Here is a 17155-nt window from a genome sequence, read left to right on the forward strand (position 1 = left end):
TTCTCCGCCAAGAGAACACCCACTAATGAAGTTGACACTGAACATAACTGACTGGCAGGCCATGGCACCGGGCCTCGCGGATCGTGATGAGTGGCTCTTATGGGCTGAACAGCATCCTGCACGCGTGGATCACACCCTGGCGTTGGCGAAATGCAGCCAATTACCGATGATGACGGCCCGTCGTTTAAGTTCTGGTAGTCGTTTAGCCGTTGAGTGTGGGCTGGCTATTTTACGCCGCCAGCCCGTTGATGCCATCGTATATACCAGCCGTCACGGCGAACTTGAGCGCAACTATCGCATTTTGGTCGCGCTGGCAACGGAGCAGAGTTTATCGCCTACGGATTTTGCTATGTCGGTGCACAATTCAGCGGTGGGGAATCTGACGATTGCGGCCAAACAACCGTTAGTCTCTTCTTCAGTTTCGGCCGGCGTTGACACTTTTCAACAAGGGTTATGTGAAGTTTTAGCGATGCATCAGGCGGGTTATTCTCGCGTGTTGATGGTGGATTTTGATGGCCTGATCCCTGAGTTCTATCATGAGATCATACCCCCCGCGATGCCGAGATATCCTTTTGCGATGGCATTGCTGATCGAGCCCGGCAACGCACTACGTTGTGAAACCGTTCCGCTCCTTCAGCCTGCATCCGAACCCGATTTACCTCAGAGCCTGCAATTTTTGCATCACTGGCTGGGTAACAAAACGTCATTTACGGTTACCGGAGAACGCTTTGGTTGGCAGTGGAATCGGTAACCTCTGTGATAGCCGCTAAGTGTATATAGCCAATAAAAATTTTATGACTGTCGACGTGGATTGGCGAGCATTCGCCGCCCGCCAATGCAATCGGTCATTAGCCCTGATTTTTACGCCTGATAAAGGCAACATACTTTTGGATGTAGCAAACGATGCAAGAACTCTCTCTTGAAATAAAAAGACTCATTATTGACACCTTAAACCTGGAAGATATTACGCCTGATGACATAGAGACTGATGGCGCGCTGTTTGGCGATGGGCTGGGATTAGATTCTATTGATGCGCTGGAATTGGGTTTAGCCGTTAAAAACCGTTATGGCGTGGTGCTCTCTGCGGAAAATGAAGAGGTGCGTCAGCATTTCTATTCTGTGGCGACCTTAACGTCCTTTATTCAATCTCAACGTGCTTAATAGTTAGGTGACAATCAATGGAAAAACAAGATATCTATCAAGAAGTTTCTGGCCTTTTGGTTAAGCTTTTCGACATTTCACCAGAACAAATTACCCCGCAGGCGCTTTTGTATGAAGACCTGGATTTAGACAGTATTGATGCCGTCGATATGATCGTACATCTACAAAAGAAAACCGGACGCAGAATTAAGCCAGAGTCGTTTAAAGCCGTTTGCACGGTGCAAGACGTCGTGGATGCGGTAGAGCAGTTACTGCAAGAAAGCTGATTGCGTGTCGAATAAACGGGTCAATTCGCGATTACAGGCACTGCCAGACGTTGTTAATGCGCTGCTGATGGTATCGTGGCCGTTCATTATCTGGGCGAGTATTGTGCACGGCGCTTCTTTTTGGCTCGCTCTCGTATTTGTCTTGTTTTTCCTGCTGCGCTTCTGGCTACTAAAGGGAAGAATGGGGGAGAAACGGTATGCAGAAAAAGCCTTATCGCTAACTGGCGTAGCCTTATGCTCGGCCAGTTTATTACTACGCGATCATCAACTGTTGCTGTTTTATCCGGTGGCAGTGAATGTCGTACTGCTACTCGTGTTCGGCAGTTCATTGTTTTATGGCATGCCAATCGCGGAACAAATCGCCCGGTTAGGTGAGCCAGACTTGCCGCCCAAAGGGGTGAGTTATACCCGTAAAGTCACGCAGGTATGGTGCGTATTCTTTATGGTTAACGGATCTATCGCTCTGGCAACCTGTTTACATCATGATATGAAAATATGGACGTTATGGAACGGCTTCATAAGCTATTTATTGATTGGAACGTTAATGGGCGTGGAATGGCTGGTTCGTCAGCGGATCAAAAAATGAACAATACATTGCCGCTGTCGAAATGGTTGTCTGACGCTCGCTCGAATGACCATGTGGTTGCCCGCCGCGCGGATAAAAATCTCTTTCTGGCGGATTTGCGCCGTGATGTTGGCATGTTGCATGCCCGTTTGATCACGTGTTCGGCGCTGCGATGGGCTCTCTGCTTTCATGATAGCTATCAATTTTGCGTCGCGCTTCTGGCGCTATTGCACGCCGCGAAAGTGCCTGTTTTATTGGGACATAGCCGTAATGCTCAACTGATTGAGCAACAAGCGCATTTTGATGCGGTGCTGAGTGATATGTCACTCGATCTTCCTTGCGCTGTGTGGTCGCTGAGTGAAACGGGAAACATCACGCAGCCGCTGCCTCCGGTTTCCGACACCGCGTCTATGACGCTGTTTACGTCGGGATCAACCGGTGAACCACGCCGTATTATCAAACAGATCAATGCGATGGATTGCGAAGCTGCATGGCTGGCTCAATTATGGGGTGAGCGAATGGATGGCTGCCTGATTCGCTCATCCGTCAACCACCAGCATTTATATGGGCTTACCTCCCGTATTTGGTTGGCTCAGGCCTTAGGGATACCGTTCGAATGTGAAATGGTGGCGTTTCCTGAACAATTGACCCGTAACGTCGTGCATAACAATCAACGCAGTGTATTTATTAGCAGCCCCGCTTTTTTGCAACGTTTGGATACTCAACTACCTGCACCGCCAACAGCGCTGGTCGTTTCTGCCGGTGGCCCGCTCACCCAAAAGGATGCGCAGCGCGTTCATCAGTGGTTGGGGCTTCACGTTGATGAAATTTACGGCAGCACTGAAACTGGCGTGATGGCATGGCGTTCTCGGCAAGCGGAGGCTCAATGGCAGCGGTTTCCGGGCGTTAAATTCGAGCGTGACCTGCAAGATAATTGGCGCGTGATGTCGCCGTTGATTGCCGATCCTGAAGGATTCCTGCTCGATGACCGTCTGACTTTTGCGGCTGATGGGACATTTCGTCTTGATGGACGCCATGATCGGGTGGTCAAGATTGAAGAGAAGCGGATTTCTCTTAGCGAGATTGAGCGTCGACTGACTACATTAGAAGGTATTGATCAGGCGGCTGTACTGCTGGTTCAGCGTGGGAAGAGGCAATGCATCGGCGCAGTACTGGTACTCAATTCAAACGGGTTATACGGACTAAATCACGCCGGGCGAGGTGTTCAAATTCGCCGCTGGCGTCAGCAGCTTAGCGATTGGTTGGAGCCCGTTGCCATACCGCGCTACTGGCGCATCGTGAGTGAAATTCCGCTGAATCAACAAAGTAAACGATCTTGGCCACAGTTACAGGAGCTATTTAATGAAACCCATTGAGCTATGCCGCTATCCGTCGGAGCCGCATCAGAGGGAGGTTAGCCTGTATCTGGATCCCGCGCTGTCTTGGTTTATGGGACATTTCGATGTTCAACCATTATTACCCGCAGTGGCACAAATTGACTGGGTGATGAGCTATGCCGCTGAGATTGCGGGCTCTGAGTGGCAATTTTGTGGCATTGATAAGGTCAAATTTCAATTGCCGTTATTGCCCAATAACCGAGTTCTGCTGAAGCTCAATTGGAATGAGGCGCGAGGTCTAATCACGTTCAGTTACGCATTATTGCAGGGGCAAGAACCTCGCATTGCGAGCCACGGAAGCATCAAATTATGCCGCTAAGCGCCAATCACTTTTCTCCGTGCGTGGTCATCCCTTGCTATAACCACGGCGCAATGATGGCGTCGGTTTTGGAGCGCCTTGTTCCTTTGGGTTTGCCCTGCTTCATTGTCGACGACGGCAGCGATCAGGTCACCCAGCAGACACTGGGGCAACTGGCGGCTGCTCACTCTGAGGTGACGTTAATCCGACAGCCGCAAAACAACGGCAAGGGCATGGCGGTATTGACGGGCTTTAGGGCGGCTTTGCGGGCCGGTTATACGCACGTGTTACAGGTTGATGCAGACGGCCAGCACTGTATCGAAGATATTCCACGGATGCTGGAACAGGCACAGAGGTTTCCCGAAAAATTGATTTCTGGGGCACCGGTGTATGATGAGTCGGTGCCGAAATCAAGGTTCTATGGGCGTTATGTCACCCATGTTTGGGTGTGGATTGAAACACTGTCGCTGTCGCTCAAAGACAGCATGTGCGGTTTCCGAGTCTATCCTCTTGCGCCCGTGATGGCGTTAATTGCCCGGCAGCCGATCGGCAAGCGAATGGATTTTGATACCGAAATTATGGTGCGGCTTTACTGGCAAGGTACCGACAGCCATTTCGTGCCAACACGGGTCACTTATCCTGCTGGTGGCCTGTCTCACTTTGATGCGCTGCGTGACAACCTGCGAATCTCATGGATGCACACGCGCTTATTTTTTGGCATGTTGCCGCGATTACCCGCTTTGCTGATGCGTCGACGCCAGCCGCATTGGGCTGGGATCAAAGAGCGCAAAGGGCTGAGTGGCATGCGTTTTATGCTGGGTGTTTATCGTCTACTGGGTCGCCGGACGTTTGAAGTGATGCTACGTCCTGTGGTGGGCTATTTTTGGCTCACGGGAACCACGCAGCGATTGGCTTCTCAGCGCTATCTTTCTCGGGTGAAAGCCACCGCCGAACAACAGTCATTCACCTTGCCAAAAAACATGAACAGTTACCGACATTTTTTGCGTTTCGGTAGCGCGATGTTGGACAAGGTTGCCAGTTGGCGAGGCGATTTACGCTTAGGTCAGGAAATTGTCTTTGCTCCCGGTTCACAAGAAACAATAAATGCAAAAAGTGATGGCGGGAAACTGATCCTGGCGTCCCACCTGGGTGACATTGAAGTGTGCCGTGCGTTGGCCCAACACCATGGTCATCGGCAGATTAATGCGCTGGTATTCAGTGAACATGCTCAGCGCTTTAAACAAATCATTGAGGAAATGAGTCCTCAGGCAGGCATAAATCTCATCCCCGTGACGGATGTTGGGCCTGAAACGGCCATGTTGTTGAAAGAAAAATTGGAGGCGGGCGAATGGGTGGCAATTGTCGGCGACCGAACCTCCGTTAACCTCCAGCGCGGCGGTGAACGCCGAGTGGTGTGGAGTTCATTTTTGGGTCAGATGGCACCTTTTCCGCAAGGTCCCTTTGTATTGGCTGCGGTATTACGTTGCCCGGTGGTACTGATGTTTGCTTTGCGCCAACAAGGGAAATTACATATTTACTGTGAGCCGTTTGCCGATCCGTTGCTGTTGCCAAGGGCTCAGCGTGTGGACGCCTTGCAACAAACTGTCGATCGCTACGCCGCCAGGCTAGAGCATTATGCTTTGCGAGCCCCGCTCGACTGGTTCAACTTTTTTGATTTTTGGCGGCTGCCTGATGCGCCTTCAGATAAGGAATAACAAGTGCTAACCGATACACGCTTTACTGCTGAGGTGGACATTACCGTTCCATTTCATGACATTGACCCAATGGGCGTAGTTTGGCACGGCAATTACTTCCGCTATTTTGAAATAGCGCGTGAGGCGTTGCTCAACCAGTTCAATTACGGCTATCGGCAGATGCGTGAGTCTGGCTATGTGTGGCCCGTGGTGGATACCCGCGTGAAGTATCGCGATATTATTGAATTTGAACAAAAAATCCGAGTTCGTGCCACGGTTGAAGAATATGAGAATCGATTAAAAATAGCCTACCAAATTTTTGATGTGCAGAGCGGAAAACGGACCACCACGGCCTACACCATTCAGGTTGCCGTAGACGCCAGCACACGTGAAATGTGTTTCGTTAGCCCAGATATTTTGTTCGAGAGAATGGGAGTTAAGCCGTGAGAAAATGGATATTAATGCTGTTTATTATGTTAAGCAGCGCGGCTCAGGCTGTCACTCTTGATGAGATTCAGCAACGTTTTGCCCAACAGCCGGTGGTCCGTGCGCAGTTTAGCCAAGAGCGACATATTAAAGATATGCCGCAGGCACTAAGGTCTAGCGGCGAATTGATGATAGCCCGAGATAAGGGGCTATGGTGGCAGCAGCAAAAGCCTTTTCCGCTGACATTGGTGTTGGATGATAGCCGCATGGTGCAAGTGATTAATGGACAACCTCCGCAGATTATCACTGCCGCATCTAATCCTCAGATGTTCCAATTTAATCATCTGCTGCGTGCGTTATTTCAGGCCGATCGTCGTGTTCTTGAGCAAAATTTCTCGCTGAAATTTAGCGACCAAGGACAAGGAAAATGGCAGTTGGTATTAGTGCCAAAGACATCACCACTCGACAAACTGTTTAACACCATCACATTGCAAGGTCAGCAATACCTGGACCACATTGCGCTTAATGATCGTCAGGGCGACCGTACGGACATCACCTTCAGTAATCAGCGATTAACGCCCAAAAATTTAACTGATGACGAGCAACAGCGTTTTGTCTTCTAAGCAGCAGCCACGGCTGTGGGCATGGGGATGGCTTTTCATCTGCGTACTGCTTGGTGCAACGCTAACGGTATTAGTGCCGCATTCGAAGATATCGAGCAGTGTGTTAGCACTCTTGCCGGCTCAGACGATGGGGTCAATCCCGCCGGCACTGAACGATGGCTTTATGCAGCGTCTGGATCGCCAGTTGGTCTGGATGGTGAGCCCTGCTCAAGGGGACGATCCCGCGGTGGCGAAAGGTTGGTTAGCGCGCCTGCAAGGGCTATCAACGCTAACGGCGGTGAAAGGCCCGATGGATGCCGAACAGCAAAAAAAATGGGGGCAGTTCTTCTACCAACACCGCAATGGCATGATCGACCCACAAACGCGCCACCGCTTATCCAACGGTGGTGACGTGCAGGCTAACTGGGTGCTGGCCCAGCTGTACTCTGCGTTTGCTGGCGTAAGCGGGGTAGAGATTAAAAATGATCCCCTGATGTTGGTACGCGGTTCTCAGCTTGCGCTACAACAAAATGCCAGTCGCCTGCGAATGAGAGATGGCTGGCTGATGGCGCAGGACGACCAAGGGCGCAGTTGGTACTTCATCCACGGTGAGCTCAATGGCTCGTCCTATAATATGCAGCAATCGCATCAGGTGGTTACCGATCTGGCCGCGTTGGAAAAGGATTTCCAGCATCAGTTTCCGGGCGCAAAAGTGATGTCGCGTGGCACACTGTTCTACAGTAATTACGCCAGCCAACAGGCTAAGCACGATATTTCAACGCTGGGAACTGCGACTATCCTCGGCGTTTTATTACTGATCTACAGCGTATTCCGATCACTACGGCCGCTATTACTCTGTGTATTATCAGTGGGAATTGGCGCGTTAGCGGGCAGTACCGTAACGTTATTGATTTTTGGTGAATTACATCTGATGACGCTGGTAATGAGTATCAGCATCGTGGGTATTTCCGCAGATTACACCCTCTATTATCTCACTGAGCGTATGGTTCACGGCCGTGAAACCACCCCCTGGCAGAGTCTACACAAAGTGCTTCCCGCGCTGCTGATGGCGCTGGGAACGACCGTGATTGCCTATCTCATTATGATGCTGGCACCCTTTCCCGGAATCCGCCAACTGGCTGTTTTTGCCGCTGCCGGTCTTACGGCATCATGCCTGACGGTGGTGTGTTGGTATCCCTGGCTGGCATGCGGTTTGCCGGTCAGACCGGTTCCCTTAATGCTGCCAATGATGCGTTGGCTGGCGGCATGGCGTAGCCGCAAGATGTTATATATTGGTTTGCCGATGGCACTGACCCTCTTCTCGTTAGCAGGATTACTGCACCTAAAGGTCAATGATGATATTGCTCAACTACAGTCGCTGCCACAGGATATTCAGCAACAGGAAAAAGCCATTACTGCGCTGACTGGCCAAGGGATCGACCAGAAATGGTTTGTGATTTATGGCGATACCCCTGAACAAACACTGCAACGTCTGGAGAGTTTTGTGCCGAAGCTGGATCAGGCCAGGAAACTCGGGTGGTTGGGGAGCTATCGTCTGCTGCCGCTTTCTTCCTTAAAACAGCAAGACATGGATTTAAAACTTTTAAAACAGGCATCGCCAAAGGTGGTGGAAAATCTCGCCGTGGCGGGGATAACTAAGGTGCAGGTTGATCTTAGCCCGATGCCAGTGACACCAGCAACCTGGCTCAACAGTGTGGCCAGTGAAGGTTGGGCGCTGATGTGGCTCTCTTTGCCCGATGGCCGTAGCGGCGTGTTAGTTCCCACTGACGGTGTGAAAGATACGGTTGCGCTGAAACAGATGGCGGCCAACCAAGTCGGCGTCAGTTGGGTCGACCGCAAAGCATCATTCGACCACCTGTTTGCGTTTTATCGCGCCATGTTGGGATGGTTATTGCTAGGGGCTATTGTGGCCATTGCATTGACCTATGTGATGCGACTGGGCCTGCGTAGAGGGTTAATGAGTATATTGCCTTCGCTGCTCTCCTTAGGCTGTGGATTAGCGGTATTAACGTTCAGTGGTCACAGCTTAAATCTGTTTTCGCTGTTGGCGCTGGTGCTGGTGCTGGGCATTGGTATTAACTACACGCTGTTCTTCAGTAATCCACGCGGCACGCCGCTAACGTCGTTGCTTGCCGTTAGCGTGGCGATGAGTACCTCGTTACTGACGCTTGGTATGTTGATTTTTAGTCACACTCAGGCGATTAGCAGTTTCGGTATTGTATTGGGCAGCGGGATATTCACGGCATTCCTGCTGTCGCCATTGGCGATGCCACCGCGTCGCAGAGGAAAAAAATAGTCATGATCTCACGCATTATTGCGGCGCTGTGTCTCGCGCTGGCACTGACGTCTTGCGCCACTAAACCACAGGATAATCGACCACAGGCATGGTTAAAACCTGGCGTGCGCGTCACGCTGCCTGCGCCGAATATCCAGCCTGCGATCAGCCAGCAGCAACTGCTGACGGCTACGGTGAAAGGTAAACAGCAATCCTTGCTGGTGTTACTCAATGCCGATCAGCAACGGCTGTCGCTGGCTGGTCTGTCTTCGTTAGGTATCCGCCTGTTTATGCTGACCTACGACGCGAACGGTATCCACACTGAACAATCGATCGTGTTGCCTGAGCTGCCGCCCGCCAGCCAGGTGTTGGCCGATATCATGCTCAGTTACTGGCCGATTGCGGCATGGCAGCCACAGTTGCCACAAGGATGGACACTACGGGATCAAGGTGATCGCCGTGAATTGCGCGATAACCAAGGTCATCTGGTGACAGAAATTGTTTATATGACCCGTCGAGGTGAGCGTCAGCCTATTAGTATCCGCCAGCACGTTTTCGGTTATCAGATCGCCATTCAACATCTGGAAAGCTAACATGATTTACATTTCTGCGGTGGGTATGTTGAATGCGCTGGGACGCAATGTTGATGAAATTGCCGAAAATTTACATCGCAACGAAGCGCCCGGAATGCGGTTGAGTGACGGCTGGGTTCAGCCAGAACAGCCGTGTTGGCTCGGCAACGTTGAGGGCGAGCTTCCTGAGATCCCGGCCAATCTTGCGATGCATCGCAGCCGCAACAACCAATTGTTATTAGCGGCGTTAGCCCAAATCCGCCCTCAGGTTGAAGAGGCTATTGCCCGTTTTGGCCACGATCGCGTTGCGGTTATATTGGGAACCAGCACCTCTGGGCTCAATGAGGGCGATCGCTTAGTGAATGGCCAGTTAAATCGCCAGACGACCGAGGGCTATCACTATTATCAGCAGGAATTGGGCGACTCCGCGCGTTTTCTCAGCGCTTACCTCAATCTTGAAGGTCCGGCATTTACGCTTTCTACCGCTTGTTCCTCAAGCTCACGCGCTATCATCAGTGGACGTCGTCTTATTGACGCGGGTCTCGCTGACGTGGCGATTGTCGGCGGGGCCGATACGCTCAGCCGAATGCCGATTAATGGCTTCAATAGCTTAGAATCGTTGTCTTTGACGCGCTGCCAGCCGTTTGCCCGCGAACGTTGTGGGATCACCATTGGAGAAGCGGCAACGCTGATGTTACTCACTCGCGACACCCACCCAGTCGCCTTGTTGGGCGTCGGAGAATCAAGTGATGCGTGGCATATGTCAGCGCCGCATCCCGAAGGCGCTGGCGCTATTCGAGCCATCGAGCAGGCGTTGCAAGATGCGGCGTTGTGCGCGAAGGACGTTGGTTATATCAATTTGCACGGCACGGCAACGCGGCTTAATGATTTAATCGAGTCGAAGGTCGTCAACCAGCTGTTTGGTGAACAGACACCTTGCAGCTCAACGAAACATTTAACCGGGCATACATTAGGTGCCGCTGGCGCCTGTGAAGCGGCGCTGTGCTGGCTGTTGTTAACGCGTAATATTGCGTTGCCTGCGCAGGACTTTTCAAATGCGACACCCGATGAATCACTGCCGAGATGTGGTTTATTGCTGAATGCTGAATCGCTAATGAAACCGGTGGTGATGTCGAACTCTTTTGCTTTTGGCGGCAATAATACCAGCCTGATTTTGGGAAAAGTCTGATGGGTGAATATCTGACAGCAGGCGAGTACCTGCCACACAACTCGCCGATGATGCTACTTGATGACGTTATCTCTGTGGCGGATGACAGCGTGCATTGTCGCGTAAGGGTCTGTCGTGAGGGCGTTTTAGCGCCGTTCTTGACACCAGCCGGTGACTTACCGGCATGGTTCACTTTAGAAATTATGGCGCAGACCGTCGGCGTATGGTCTGGCTGGCACAGTCGCCAACGCGGTGAGCCGGTTGCGAGGCTTGGGATGTTACTGGGTGCGAGAACGCTACGCAGCCAAACACCCGCCATCGCTTGCGGCAACGTATTAGATATAAAAATGACGCTGCTACTGCAAGACGAAAAATTTGGCAGTTTTGAAGGTGAGGTAAGCTGTGCGGAATGCTCTCTGGCAACGGCTCGGATAAATATATACCAGCCAGATCAACAAGAACTAAAACAACTATTCAAACAGGATGGAATGGCATGACGCGTTCAGTGTTGGTCACGGGTGCCAGCAAAGGTATTGGGCGGGCGATCGCCTGCCAGTTAGCCGCTGATGGTTTTTGCATTGTGGTGCATTACCACAGTGATCTTTCGGGCGCACAGCAAACGTTAGAGCAGATTAACGTCAACGGCGGCAGTGGTCGAGTACTGGGTTTTGACATCGCTGATCGAGAAGCCAGCCGAAGCGCCATTGAGCGGGATATTGAAAACCATGGTGCCTACTACGGCGTGGTTAACAATGCAGGGATCACACGTGATGGCGCATTCCCCGCGTTAAGCGAAGAGGATTGGGACTGTGTGATTCATACCAATTTAGACAGCTTCTATAACGTTATTCATCCCTGCGTGATGCCGATGATCGGGCTACGTCAGGGCGGTCGAATTATCACGCTGTCATCCGTTTCTGGCCTGATGGGTAACCGCGGGCAGGTCAATTACAGCGCGGCGAAAGCGGGTATCATCGGCGCGACGAAAGCACTGGCGATTGAGCTGGCGAAGCGAAAAATAACCGTTAACTGTATTGCCCCAGGCCTGATAGATACCGGCATGATCCAGATGGAAGCGCCCGCGCTAAAAGAAGCCATGAGTATGATCCCGATGAAACGTATGGGGTCAGCCGAAGAGGTTGCAGGGCTGGCGAGCTATTTGATGTCTGATATCTCTGGCTATGTTACGCGCCAGGTAATTTCTGTAAATGGGGGCATGCTATGACGCGCCGAGTGGTTATTACCGGTATGGGCGGCGTTACCGCTTTTGGCAACGATTGGCAACGTGTTTCCGCCGGTTTATTAGCCGGGCAGAATGCGGTCCGTTATATGCCGGAATGGTCTCAATACGACGGTTTAAATACCTTAGTCGGCGCACCGATAGACGATTTTGTATTGCCCGAACACTATACGCGCAAGCGTATTCGTTCGATGGGACGTGTCTCGCTATTGGCAACCCGAGCCACCGAGTTAGCCTTGACCCAGTCTGGTTTGTTGGGTGAAGCGGTACTGACCAATGGCGACACGGGGATTGCCTACGGTTCATCCACCGGCAGTACCAAACCGGTGAGTGAGTTTGCCACCATGCTGACTGAAAAACACACCAACAATATTACCGGCACCACCTATGTACAGATGATGCCGCATACCGCAGCGGTCAATACCGGGCTGTTCTTTGGTTTGAAAGGCCGAGTCATTCCAACGTCTAGCGCTTGTACCTCGGGTAGCCAGGGAATTGGATACGCGTGGGAAGCCATTCGTCATGGCTATCAAACGGTGATGGTGGCCGGAGGCGCGGAAGAGTTATGCCCATCTGAAGCGGCGGTTTTCGATACCCTTTTTGCCACCAGCCAACGCAATGATGCACCCCACACCACGCCATCGCCCTTTGACGTCAATCGTGATGGGTTAGTCATCGGTGAAGGTGCGGGGACGCTGATTTTGGAGGAGCTGGAACACGCCAAGGCGCGCGGGGCAAAAATCTACGGCGAAATCGTCGGTTTTGCCACTAACTGCGATGCGGCACACATTACCCAGCCGCAGCGTGAGACGATGCAAGTGTGTATCGAGAAAGCGCTGAAGATGGCTAATTTGCACGCGATGGACATAGGCTATATTAGTGCGCATGGAACGGCGACTGAGCGAGGCGATTTAGCCGAAAGCCACGCGACGGCAGACGTCTTTGGCGATCGGACTCCGATTTCATCGTTGAAAAGTTATTTTGGTCATACGCTCGGTGCCTGTGGGGCATTAGAGGCGTGGATGAGTTTGGAAATGATGAATGAAGGCTGGTTTGCGCCAACCATTAACCTTACCCAGCCAGATCCAGCCTGTGGCGAACTGGATCACATCATGGGTGAGGTGCGTCGTATAGACACCGAGTATTTCCAGAGCAATAACTTTGCCTTCGGCGGAATTAACACGTCGCTGGTGTTCCGCCGCTGGCCGTAATGCATGTTTGAAACCGCGTGCGGTCCGATAGGTGAACTGAGTCAACCGGAACAGGTGTCCGGCTGGCTCGGTGAGGATTTGTTGGCGCAAATGCCCTCTGGAAAACGCCAGAGAGCGTGGCTTGCGGGGCGGGTTTTATTAGCGCAATCAATCCCAATGCAACCTCTTCCTGCCTTTTTACTGGCACCAAACGGCAAGCCTGCATTCAGCCATGCTGAATTCCCCGCTTTTAATATCAGCCACAGCGGTGACTGTGTTTTCGTTGCCACCACGATGCGCGGGCAGATCGGCTGTGATGTGGAGCTTATCCGCCAACGACCTGCCAGCCTTGAGATCGCCCGTCATTATTTCAGTTCGCGAGAGTATGCGTGGCTTGCTGCACAACCGGTGGAGGGGGTTTGCGCCGAATTTTGGCGGTTGTGGACCGTTCGTGAGGCGATCCTTAAGCAAAAAGGAGAGAGTGTGTGGCAAATGCAGCATATTCAACTCGATCCTGAAACGCTGGCCACTCCTGAAGTTGCAGTTTCTCATTGGTACCAGAACGGACATAGCTTCGCTGTGGCGGTAGAGAAATAATGCAGAGTGTGACGTTGCTAAAAAGAGTCGGCTGGGTAGGGTGTGCGCTGAGATTATCGTTGTCAGGTCTGTGACCGAACCTTCCTGCAACAAACGGGCAGGGTAAGAACCTTGCCCGTTTGTTATGGTTTCAGCGCGGTGAAAAGAAACTTACTTCTGTGGCTGTGTTTGCTGATGTTCTAAATAACTCACGGCTTTATCCGGGAAGTCAGTGAACAGACCGTCAACGTGCGCCTGCTGATAGAGAATCTGATACAGCGAATTCACGTTGGTGGCATACTTCGGCAAATCATCTGCGCGCACGGTAAACGGATGAACCACCAGCTTGTTGGCGTGAGCCTCTGACGTCATCGGCGTGAGTTTAATATTGTCTACCGTGGAGTCCGTTTCGATCAACATATGGTAATCAGGACCGATTCCGTCCGCATATGCGGCGATTTGCTTCATTGCGCCAGGTTTGAACATCCAGTCATAATTGTAGTTCACCCATTTTCCCTCTCTCTGTTCCTGCGTTTCGTCCCACTTGGTATAGGCGATAAGCTGAACGAGTTTCAGGTCGATGCCCATTGTAGGCTCGAGCTCATTCTTGATACGCTTTAGCTCATTCGGGTCGAAGCACTGCACATAGACGTTGCTGCTCTTCGTTGTGTACCCGTACGCCTTGAGGACCTCCAGCACTTTGGCCGAAATATCTTTGCCTTCCTGACGGTGAAACCATGGCGCTTTGATCTCGGTATAAATCCCGACGTTTTTACCTGTCGAATGATTTAGGCCCTGCACAAACTCGATCTCTTCCTGAAAAGTGTGCATACGAAAATCCGACTTACCCATTGGGAAACGCCCTGGATAGGTCTGCACTTGTTTGCCGTTTTTGATATCAAAGCCTTCGGTGAACTTCAGCGATTTGATCTCCGCCAGCGTGAAGTCGATGGCGTAAAAGCGACCATCTTTACGCCCACGATGCGGGAAGCGTTGGGCCACATCAGTCACGCGATCCAGATAGTGGTCATGCAGAACGACCAACTGGTCGTCCTTCGTCATCACCAGATCCTGTTCGAGGAAATTGGCACCCTGAGCGTAAGCCATGGCTTTGGCTGGCAGAGTATGTTCCGGCAGATAGCCACTGGCACCACGATGCGCAATAACAATCGGCTCGGCAGCACTGGTGTAGTAGGAGGTAGCAATCAGTCCCGCCAGCAGACTGCTTTTCAGCACGTGCGTGAATATGTTGCGCATCCTTATGCTCCTTTAGCTAATTGTGCTTTGTGCTTATTCTCACTGAGCATAACGATTATTAGCAAAATCACCGACAGCACACAGCCACCAATCATCACGATAAATCCGCCGTCCCAGCCGAAGTAGTCAACGGTATAGCCGACAATAGCACTGGCCGCAACCGAACCGCCGAGGTAACCGAACAGGCCGGTAAAGCCCGCTGCGGTTCCTGCCGCTTTTTTCGGTGCCAGTTCCAGAGCGTGTAAGCCAATCAGCATGACCGGACCGTAAATCAGGAAACCGATAGTGATCATACAGGCCATATCAATGCCTGGATTACCGACCGGATTCAGCCAATACACGACGGTGGCGATAGTCACCAGCACCATGAAGAACACGCCGGTTGCCCCACGGTTACCTTTGAACACTTTGTCTGACATCCAGCCACACAGCAGGGTGCCTGGAATACCGGCATATTCGTAGAGGAAGTAAGTCCACGAAGATTTGTCGAGTGCGAAGTGCTTCACTTCCTTCAGATAGGTTGGAGACCAGTCGAGGATGCCGTAACGCAGTAAGTAGACAAACACATTGGCGATGGCGATGTACCACAGCAGTTTGTTTGGCAGAATGTATTGCATGAAGATCTGTTTTGCCGTGAGTTCTTGCTCGGACTCCTCTTTATTGTAGTCTGGCGGATAATCATTTTTGTACTCTTCAATCGACGGCAAACCGCAAGACTGCGGAGTGTCGCGCATGGTAATGAAGGCAAAAACGGCCAGCGCAATCGCGCCGAAAGCGGGCATATACAGCGCCGCATGCCAGTCGTTAAACCACGCCATACCTAACAGGAACAGCAGCGGAGGAATACCGCCGCCGACGTTATGGGCGCAGTTCCATACCGACACGACGCCACCACGTTCTTTCTGCGACCACCAGTGAACCATGGTACGTCCGCAAGGTGGCCAACCCATTCCCTGGAACCATCCACACAGGAACAACAGCACAAACATGATGGCAATGCTGGAGGTTGCCCAAGGCACAAAGCCCATAAACAGCATCACGGCTGCGGACAGAATTAGACCGGCAGGCAGAAACACGCGCGGGTTGGAGCGGTCGGACACCGATCCCATGATGAATTTGGAAATACCGTACGCGATAGAAATACCTGACAGTGCGAAACCAAGATCGCCACGGGAGAAGCCTTGATCGATTAAATAGGGCATGGCCAGTGCGAAGTTTTTACGCACCAGATAGTAAGCGGCATAACCGAAGAAAATCCCCATGAAGATCTGCCAGCGTAAGCGGCGATACAAGGGATCAACATGGGCGGCTGACACGGGAACCTGATGTGCTGCGGGTTTAAAGATACTGAGCATTAACGCCTCCAATGGCATTGGTCAGTTCGCTCATCTTGAACGATTGACAATAAAACCAAACTGAAATGTTCCATAACGAGCGTTGTAATAATCGTATGCGCGTAAGTGAACGATGTAAGATGACATATTTATTACAGTTTTATGAATATGGCGGCAAAATATTGCGGCATTAATTAACATTTTGAAATACGAAATTGCGCCTTTTAGCTGTCAATGATCACATTTTTAGCTTTTTATTGTCACATTCTGGGGCGTCGGCGCGAAAATATTCGTTTATGAGCGAATAAGTCCATAGGAAGGGAATGGGTTTAATGTGTCAGGACGTGTCAGGAAGAGATCAGCAATGAAAAAGCGGGGAAAGCCCCGCTTTTTCATACTTAAAAGAGAATAATCACTGAATTTTTAGCGTGTTAATGATTGCTTCTGCATCAGTTTGCGCCTGCTGCTGATTATCCGCAGGTAAGGTGATCTGCAAGGTCAGTAGGTGGCTGTCCACTTTACCCAGAATAATAGACGAGTAAGCTTTCTGACCGGCAGAAGATATCACGCTGTCGTACTGTTGCAGAGTCTGGCCGTTGACCTGAATCGACTTATCCGTTACCACTTGCAGATTAGTGTCGCGGGCTTTCTGTTGATCCTGCAGGCGGGCTGTCAGAACATTCAGCGATTCGTTCGTGTTGTCACCCAGGATCACAATCACCGCTTTCTGACCCGTGCTGTCGGCGTACACGTGCATGTTATTGGCTTGGCTGCCCAGCTTACCGCTCTGGTCGCTCATGCCTTGCGGCAGAGAGAACGTTACTTTACCGTCAAGCAGGCTGACTGGTACCGTAGCCGAAGCCGCCGGTGCGCCTTTATCCGCCACTTTGTCGCTGGTTTTACCATCGCATGCAGCCAGACCGATGATCAGCACGCTCATACCTACAAATTTCACTAAATTACGCATAGTTCTTCCTTTGATTTTAACGCGCTATACACCCGCCATACTTCAGGTTGCAGCCGTACTGCAACTCGACATTTTTTGGGTATAGATTCTTGATTTCACGGCCTGTATGGCAACCCATTAACGCGCTAAATGCAACTCCAATTATC

The 17155-nt window shown here is 51.4% G+C and carries 19 protein-coding genes; 16 read left to right on the top strand and 3 right to left on the bottom strand.

What is annotated here, in order from left to right; all coding sequences use genetic code 11:
- Positions 1-25 precede the first annotated feature (25 nt).
- From IEV89_RS19335 to IEV89_RS19410, 16 genes are all read left to right on the top strand, one after another.
- A complete protein-coding gene (locus IEV89_RS19335) occupies positions 26-751 on the top strand; it encodes a beta-ketoacyl synthase chain length factor (protein ID WP_188475147.1) in 726 nt (241 codons plus the stop codon).
- Positions 752-903: 152 nt separating this feature from the next.
- A complete protein-coding gene (locus tag IEV89_RS19340) occupies positions 904-1161 on the top strand; it encodes a phosphopantetheine-binding protein (RefSeq protein WP_188475148.1) in 258 nt (85 codons plus the stop codon).
- Positions 1162-1178: 17 nt separating this feature from the next.
- Complete coding sequence (locus IEV89_RS19345) at positions 1179-1427, top strand: acyl carrier protein (RefSeq protein ID WP_188475149.1); 249 nt, start codon at positions 1179-1181, stop codon at positions 1425-1427.
- Between the two features lie 67 nt (positions 1428-1494).
- On the top strand, positions 1495-2013 hold the full coding sequence (locus IEV89_RS19350; protein ID WP_188475219.1) for a COG4648 family protein: 519 nt from the start codon (positions 1495-1497) through the stop codon (positions 2011-2013).
- Positions 2010-3368, top strand: a complete 1359-nt coding sequence (locus IEV89_RS19355; protein WP_188475150.1) for an AMP-binding protein — start codon at positions 2010-2012, stop codon at positions 3366-3368. The genes IEV89_RS19350 and IEV89_RS19355 overlap by 4 nt, the downstream gene beginning before the upstream one ends.
- Positions 3355-3708, top strand: coding sequence for an ApeI family dehydratase (locus IEV89_RS19360; RefSeq protein WP_188475151.1), 354 nt, complete (start codon positions 3355-3357; stop codon positions 3706-3708). The genes IEV89_RS19355 and IEV89_RS19360 overlap by 14 nt, the downstream gene beginning before the upstream one ends.
- On the top strand, positions 3699-5402 hold the full coding sequence (locus IEV89_RS19365; protein WP_188475152.1) for a glycosyltransferase family 2 protein: 1704 nt from the start codon (positions 3699-3701) through the stop codon (positions 5400-5402). Before IEV89_RS19360 ends, IEV89_RS19365 begins: the two co-directional genes overlap by 10 nt.
- A gap of 3 nt (positions 5403-5405) precedes the next feature.
- Entirely contained in the window at positions 5406-5828 is a 423-nt protein-coding gene (locus IEV89_RS19370) for an acyl-CoA thioesterase (RefSeq protein ID WP_188475153.1), read from the top strand.
- Positions 5829-5842: 14 nt separating this feature from the next.
- Complete coding sequence (locus tag IEV89_RS19375) at positions 5843-6430, top strand: LolA family protein (RefSeq protein ID WP_188475220.1); 588 nt, start codon at positions 5843-5845, stop codon at positions 6428-6430.
- The gene (locus IEV89_RS19380) at positions 6402-8726 is read left to right on the top strand and encodes an MMPL family transporter (protein ID WP_188475154.1); all 2325 of its coding nucleotides are present in this window, start codon (positions 6402-6404) and stop codon (positions 8724-8726) included. The genes IEV89_RS19375 and IEV89_RS19380 overlap by 29 nt, the downstream gene beginning before the upstream one ends.
- Positions 8727-8728: 2 nt before the next feature.
- Positions 8729-9298 (top strand): DUF3261 domain-containing protein, encoded by a 570-nt coding sequence (locus IEV89_RS19385; protein WP_188475155.1) that lies wholly within the window; start codon positions 8729-8731, stop codon positions 9296-9298.
- A gap of 1 nt (position 9299) precedes the next feature.
- Positions 9300-10466 (top strand): beta-ketoacyl-[acyl-carrier-protein] synthase family protein, encoded by a 1167-nt coding sequence (locus IEV89_RS19390; RefSeq protein ID WP_188475156.1) that lies wholly within the window; start codon positions 9300-9302, stop codon positions 10464-10466.
- Complete coding sequence (locus tag IEV89_RS19395; protein WP_188475157.1) at positions 10466-10942, top strand: hotdog family protein; 477 nt, start codon at positions 10466-10468, stop codon at positions 10940-10942. Before IEV89_RS19390 ends, IEV89_RS19395 begins: the two co-directional genes overlap by 1 nt.
- Positions 10939-11670 (top strand): 3-ketoacyl-ACP reductase FabG2, encoded by a 732-nt coding sequence (locus IEV89_RS19400; RefSeq protein ID WP_188475158.1) that lies wholly within the window; start codon positions 10939-10941, stop codon positions 11668-11670. The genes IEV89_RS19395 and IEV89_RS19400 overlap by 4 nt, the downstream gene beginning before the upstream one ends.
- Positions 11667-12896, top strand: coding sequence for a beta-ketoacyl-ACP synthase (locus IEV89_RS19405; protein WP_188475159.1), 1230 nt, complete (start codon positions 11667-11669; stop codon positions 12894-12896). Before IEV89_RS19400 ends, IEV89_RS19405 begins: the two co-directional genes overlap by 4 nt.
- 3 nt (positions 12897-12899) lie before the next feature.
- Complete coding sequence (locus tag IEV89_RS19410) at positions 12900-13472, top strand: 4'-phosphopantetheinyl transferase superfamily protein (RefSeq protein ID WP_188475160.1); 573 nt, start codon at positions 12900-12902, stop codon at positions 13470-13472.
- A 150-nt stretch (positions 13473-13622) separates the two neighbouring features.
- On the opposite strand, the gene glpQ is transcribed toward IEV89_RS19410, so the two are convergent.
- From glpQ to IEV89_RS19425, 3 genes are all read right to left on the bottom strand, one after another.
- Positions 13623-14708, bottom strand: coding sequence for a glycerophosphodiester phosphodiesterase (gene glpQ, locus IEV89_RS19415; RefSeq protein ID WP_188475161.1), 1086 nt, complete (start codon positions 14706-14708; stop codon positions 13623-13625).
- Between the two features lie 2 nt (positions 14709-14710).
- A complete protein-coding gene (glpT, locus tag IEV89_RS19420) occupies positions 14711-16063 on the bottom strand; it encodes a glycerol-3-phosphate transporter (protein WP_188475162.1) in 1353 nt (450 codons plus the stop codon).
- A gap of 391 nt (positions 16064-16454) precedes the next feature.
- The gene (locus tag IEV89_RS19425) at positions 16455-17009 is read right to left on the bottom strand and encodes a DcrB family lipoprotein (RefSeq protein WP_188475163.1); all 555 of its coding nucleotides are present in this window, start codon (positions 17007-17009) and stop codon (positions 16455-16457) included.
- Between the last annotated feature and the right edge of the window lie 146 nt (positions 17010-17155).

The sequence above is a fragment of the Hafnia psychrotolerans genome (assembly GCF_014639435.1).
Lineage (GTDB): Bacteria > Pseudomonadota > Gammaproteobacteria > Enterobacterales > Enterobacteriaceae > Ewingella > Ewingella psychrotolerans.

What these genes read in the sequence shown, in the direction of transcription:
- IEV89_RS19335 (WP_188475147.1), top strand. Translation starts at nt 26, where the DNA reads ATGAAGTTGACACTGAACATAACTGACTGGCAGGCCATGGCACCGGGC.
- IEV89_RS19340 (WP_188475148.1), top strand. Translation starts at nt 904, where the DNA reads ATGCAAGAACTCTCTCTTGAAATAAAAAGACTCATTATTGACACCTTA.
- IEV89_RS19345 (WP_188475149.1), top strand. Translation starts at nt 1,179, where the DNA reads ATGGAAAAACAAGATATCTATCAAGAAGTTTCTGGCCTTTTGGTTAAG.
- IEV89_RS19350 (WP_188475219.1), top strand. Translation starts at nt 1,495, where the DNA reads ATGGTATCGTGGCCGTTCATTATCTGGGCGAGTATTGTGCACGGCGCT.
- IEV89_RS19355 (WP_188475150.1), top strand. Translation starts at nt 2,010, where the DNA reads ATGAACAATACATTGCCGCTGTCGAAATGGTTGTCTGACGCTCGCTCG.
- IEV89_RS19360 (WP_188475151.1), top strand. Translation starts at nt 3,355, where the DNA reads ATGAAACCCATTGAGCTATGCCGCTATCCGTCGGAGCCGCATCAGAGG.
- IEV89_RS19365 (WP_188475152.1), top strand. Translation starts at nt 3,699, where the DNA reads ATGCCGCTAAGCGCCAATCACTTTTCTCCGTGCGTGGTCATCCCTTGC.
- IEV89_RS19375 (WP_188475220.1), top strand. Translation starts at nt 5,843, where the DNA reads ATGCTGTTTATTATGTTAAGCAGCGCGGCTCAGGCTGTCACTCTTGAT.
- IEV89_RS19380 (WP_188475154.1), top strand. Translation starts at nt 6,402, where the DNA reads ATGACGAGCAACAGCGTTTTGTCTTCTAAGCAGCAGCCACGGCTGTGG.
- IEV89_RS19385 (WP_188475155.1), top strand. Translation starts at nt 8,729, where the DNA reads ATGATCTCACGCATTATTGCGGCGCTGTGTCTCGCGCTGGCACTGACG.
- IEV89_RS19390 (WP_188475156.1), top strand. Translation starts at nt 9,300, where the DNA reads ATGATTTACATTTCTGCGGTGGGTATGTTGAATGCGCTGGGACGCAAT.
- IEV89_RS19395 (WP_188475157.1), top strand. Translation starts at nt 10,466, where the DNA reads ATGGGTGAATATCTGACAGCAGGCGAGTACCTGCCACACAACTCGCCG.
- IEV89_RS19400 (WP_188475158.1), top strand. Translation starts at nt 10,939, where the DNA reads ATGACGCGTTCAGTGTTGGTCACGGGTGCCAGCAAAGGTATTGGGCGG.
- IEV89_RS19405 (WP_188475159.1), top strand. Translation starts at nt 11,667, where the DNA reads ATGACGCGCCGAGTGGTTATTACCGGTATGGGCGGCGTTACCGCTTTT.
- IEV89_RS19410 (WP_188475160.1), top strand. Translation starts at nt 12,900, where the DNA reads ATGTTTGAAACCGCGTGCGGTCCGATAGGTGAACTGAGTCAACCGGAA.
- glpQ (WP_188475161.1), bottom strand. Translation starts at nt 14,708, where the DNA reads ATGCGCAACATATTCACGCACGTGCTGAAAAGCAGTCTGCTGGCGGGA.
- glpT (WP_188475162.1), bottom strand. Translation starts at nt 16,063, where the DNA reads ATGCTCAGTATCTTTAAACCCGCAGCACATCAGGTTCCCGTGTCAGCC.
- IEV89_RS19425 (WP_188475163.1), bottom strand. Translation starts at nt 17,009, where the DNA reads ATGCGTAATTTAGTGAAATTTGTAGGTATGAGCGTGCTGATCATCGGT.